This window comes from Collinsella aerofaciens, assembly GCF_040910325.1.
GTDB classification, from domain to species: Bacteria; Actinomycetota; Coriobacteriia; order Coriobacteriales; family Coriobacteriaceae; genus Collinsella; species Collinsella aerofaciens_BL.
In genome coordinates this window covers 1-3,008 of the sequence record NZ_JBDGAV010000055.1, presented here as the reverse complement: position 1 = coordinate 3,008, position 3,008 = coordinate 1, and the positions used below count along the sequence as shown (strand labels likewise).

2 rRNA genes are annotated in these 3,008 nt (G+C 65.2%); both read right to left on the bottom strand.

The features are described from left to right. Window positions 1-57 precede the first annotated feature (57 nt). Window positions 58-173: ribosomal RNA gene (gene rrf / locus AB5Z25_RS10780) — 5S ribosomal RNA — on the bottom strand. A 145-nt stretch (window positions 174-318) separates the two neighbouring features. Then, window positions 319-3,008, bottom strand: a 23S ribosomal RNA gene (locus tag AB5Z25_RS10775); the annotation flags it as partial.

The following is a 3,008-nucleotide window of genomic DNA, read 5'->3' as shown; positions in this document are numbered from 1 at the left end:
GGAGGCCGCGAGGCCTCCCCCTTCCAAGTTCAAGCGTACGGCTCGGTGCCGTCCACCGGTCAGCGGCGCCCTGGCCTCCCACGGGCTGACCCCGCAGTACTCTCGGCGCGATGGGGCTTAGCTTCCGGGTTCGGAACGGGACCGGGCGTGCCCCCCATGCTCTGGCCGCTGACCGGTGGGCGGCGCCCACCGTTACGGTGTCCTGGGTCTCACTCTACACGTGCCCTGGGGGCCGCATGGCGCATAGGGGAGATGACTCGGGGGCATCCTCGTGCCCGGACCGCGCGTGAGCGCATGTCCCGCGGGCCGCGAGGTGCGGTTCCGGAAGAGCTCGGGCGATTAGTGCGGCTCGGCTGAGGACGTCGCCGTCCTTGCACCTGCCGTCTATCGACCAGGTAGTCTACCTGGGCCCTTACCGGAAGGAGAACTAATCCCTGGAACGGCTTCCCGCTTAGATGCCTTCAGCGGTTATCCGCGCCGCACGCGGCTACCCGGCCGTGCCGTTGGTCGACAACCGGTTCACCGGAGGTGCGTCCACCCCGGTCCTCTCGTACTGGGGGCAGCCTCCATCGATTCTCCTGCGCCCACGGAGGATAGGGACCGAACTGTCTCACGACGTTCTGAACCCAGCTCGCGTACCGCTTTAAACGGCGAACAGCCGTACCCTTGGGACCTGCTCCAGCCCCAGGATGCGATGAGCCGACATCGAGGTGCCAAACCTTGCCGTCGATGTGGACTCTTGGGCAAGATCAGCCTGTTATCCCCGGAGTACCTTTTATCCGTTGAGCGACGGCCCACCCACTCGGGGCCGCCGGATCACTAGAGCCTGCTTTCGCACCTGCTCGGCTTGTGGGCCTCGCAGTCAAGCCCGCTTGTACTCTTGCATTCAAAAGGACGGTTGCCGACCGTCCCGAGCGGACCTTCGCGCGCCTCCGTTACCCTTTAGGAGGCGACCGCCCCAGTCAAACTGCCCGCCTGGCACGGTCCCCGAGCCGGTTGACGGCCTCGGGTTAGGACGCCGGTCGCGCGAGGGCAGTATTCCAAGGGCGGCTCCCCGGGGGCTGGCGCCTCCGGATCGATGCCTCCTGCCTATCCTCTACACGCGGGACCAGCGGCCAATGCCAAGCTGCAGTGAAGGTTCACGGGGTCTTTCCGTCCTTCCGCGGGTAAGTCGCATCTTCACGACCAGTGCAATTTCACCGGGTCCATGGTCGAGACAGCGCCCAAGTCGTTGCGCCTTTCGTGCAGGTCGGAACTTACCCGACAAGGAATTTCGCTACCTTAGGACCGTTATAGTTACGGCCGCCGTTTACCGGGGCTTGGCTTCGGGGCTTCGCGCGATGCGCTAACTCCTCCGCGTGACCTTCCGGCACCGGGCAGGCGTCAGACCCTATACGTCGCCTTGCGGCTTCTGCAGAGTCCTGTGTTTTTGGTAAACAGTCGCTTGGGCCTCTCCACTGCGGCCCGCCTCCGCTCCCCGGGCAAGCCGGTTCACGTACGCGCGGGCACCCCTTCTCCCGAAGTTACGGGGCCATTGTGCCGAGTTCCTTGACCATGGTTGACCCGATCGCCTCGGTATGTTCTACCCACCCACCTGTGTCGGTTTGCGGTACGGGCGCGCACGCGCCTGCCTAGGGGTTTTTCTAGGGACCTCGGGCTCACTCGCTTCGCTTAAGTGCTTCGTCCGGAGCCTCGCCCTCGTGCGGACCGGATTTCCCTGGTCCGCGGGCCGCGCTCCATCACGGGGACGTCCAGAACCCCGCCGAGCCACCCCCATCCGTCGCCCCGTCGGTCGTAGCGCCGCGTGCGCGGTGCAGGAATGTCTGCCTGCTGCGCGTCGGCTACGCCTACCGGCCTCGCCTTAGCCCCCGACTGACCCTGGGAGGATTAGCCTTGCCCAGGAAACCTCGGGTTCACGGCGGACGAGTTACTCTCTCGTCTCTCGCTACTCATGCCAGCATTCTCACTCCCATGCGCTCCACCGCCGGTCGCCCGGCGGCTTCACCGCCCATGGGAAGCTCCCCTACCGATTCTAATGAATTAAAATCCCGCCGCTTCGGTGTCCAGCTTAGCCCCGTGTATTGTCGGCGCATGTCCACTCGACCAGTGAGCTGTTACGCACTCTTTGAATGGATGGCTGCTTCTAAGCCAACATCCTGGTTGTCTGGGCGGACGCACATCCTTTGCCACTCGGCTGGAACTTGGGGACCTTAGCGGGCGGTCCGGGCTGTTTCCCTCTCGAGCACACAGCTTAGCCCACATGCTCTGACTGCCGCGCTCTGGGCCGCCGGCATTCGGAGTTCGGTTGGATTCGGTAGGCGGCGAAGCCCCCTCGTCCATCCGGTGCTCTACCTCCGGCGGTGAACGCGCGACGCTAGCCCTAAAGCTATTTCGGGGAGAACGAGATATCTCCGGGTTTGATTGGCCTTTCACCCCTATCCGCAGGTCATCGCCGCCGTTTTCAACCGACGTGCGTTCGGCCCTCCACGGGGTCTTACCCCCGCTTCAGCCTGCCCACGGATAGCTCACCCGGCTTCGCGTCCGCGGCGCGGGACTCAAGTCGCCCTGTTAAGGCTCGCTTTCGCTCCGGCTCCCTTTCGGTTAACCTCGCCCCGCGCCAGCGACTCGCTGGCTCATTCTACAAAAGGCACGCCGTCACACCATAAAGGTGCTCCGACTGCTCGTGGGCGCACGGTTTCAGGTACTGTTTCACTCCCCTCCCGGGGTGCTTTTCACCTTTCCCTCACGGTACTGGTGCGCTATCGGTCACAGGGTAGTACTCAGGCTTGGATGGTGGTCCACCCAGGTTCGGACCGGGTTTCACGTGCCCGGCCCTACTCAGGGACCGCGTCGCGCCGTCCGGTCTGGGTTCGCGTACGGGGCTGTCACCCGCTGCGGCCGGCCCTCCCATGCCGTTCCGCTCCCCAGCCGGACCTGCGCCCGGGGGCGGCAGCCCCCGGATGCGCGGCCCTGCAACCCCGTCGGCGGAACCCCTGCCGGGTATGCCC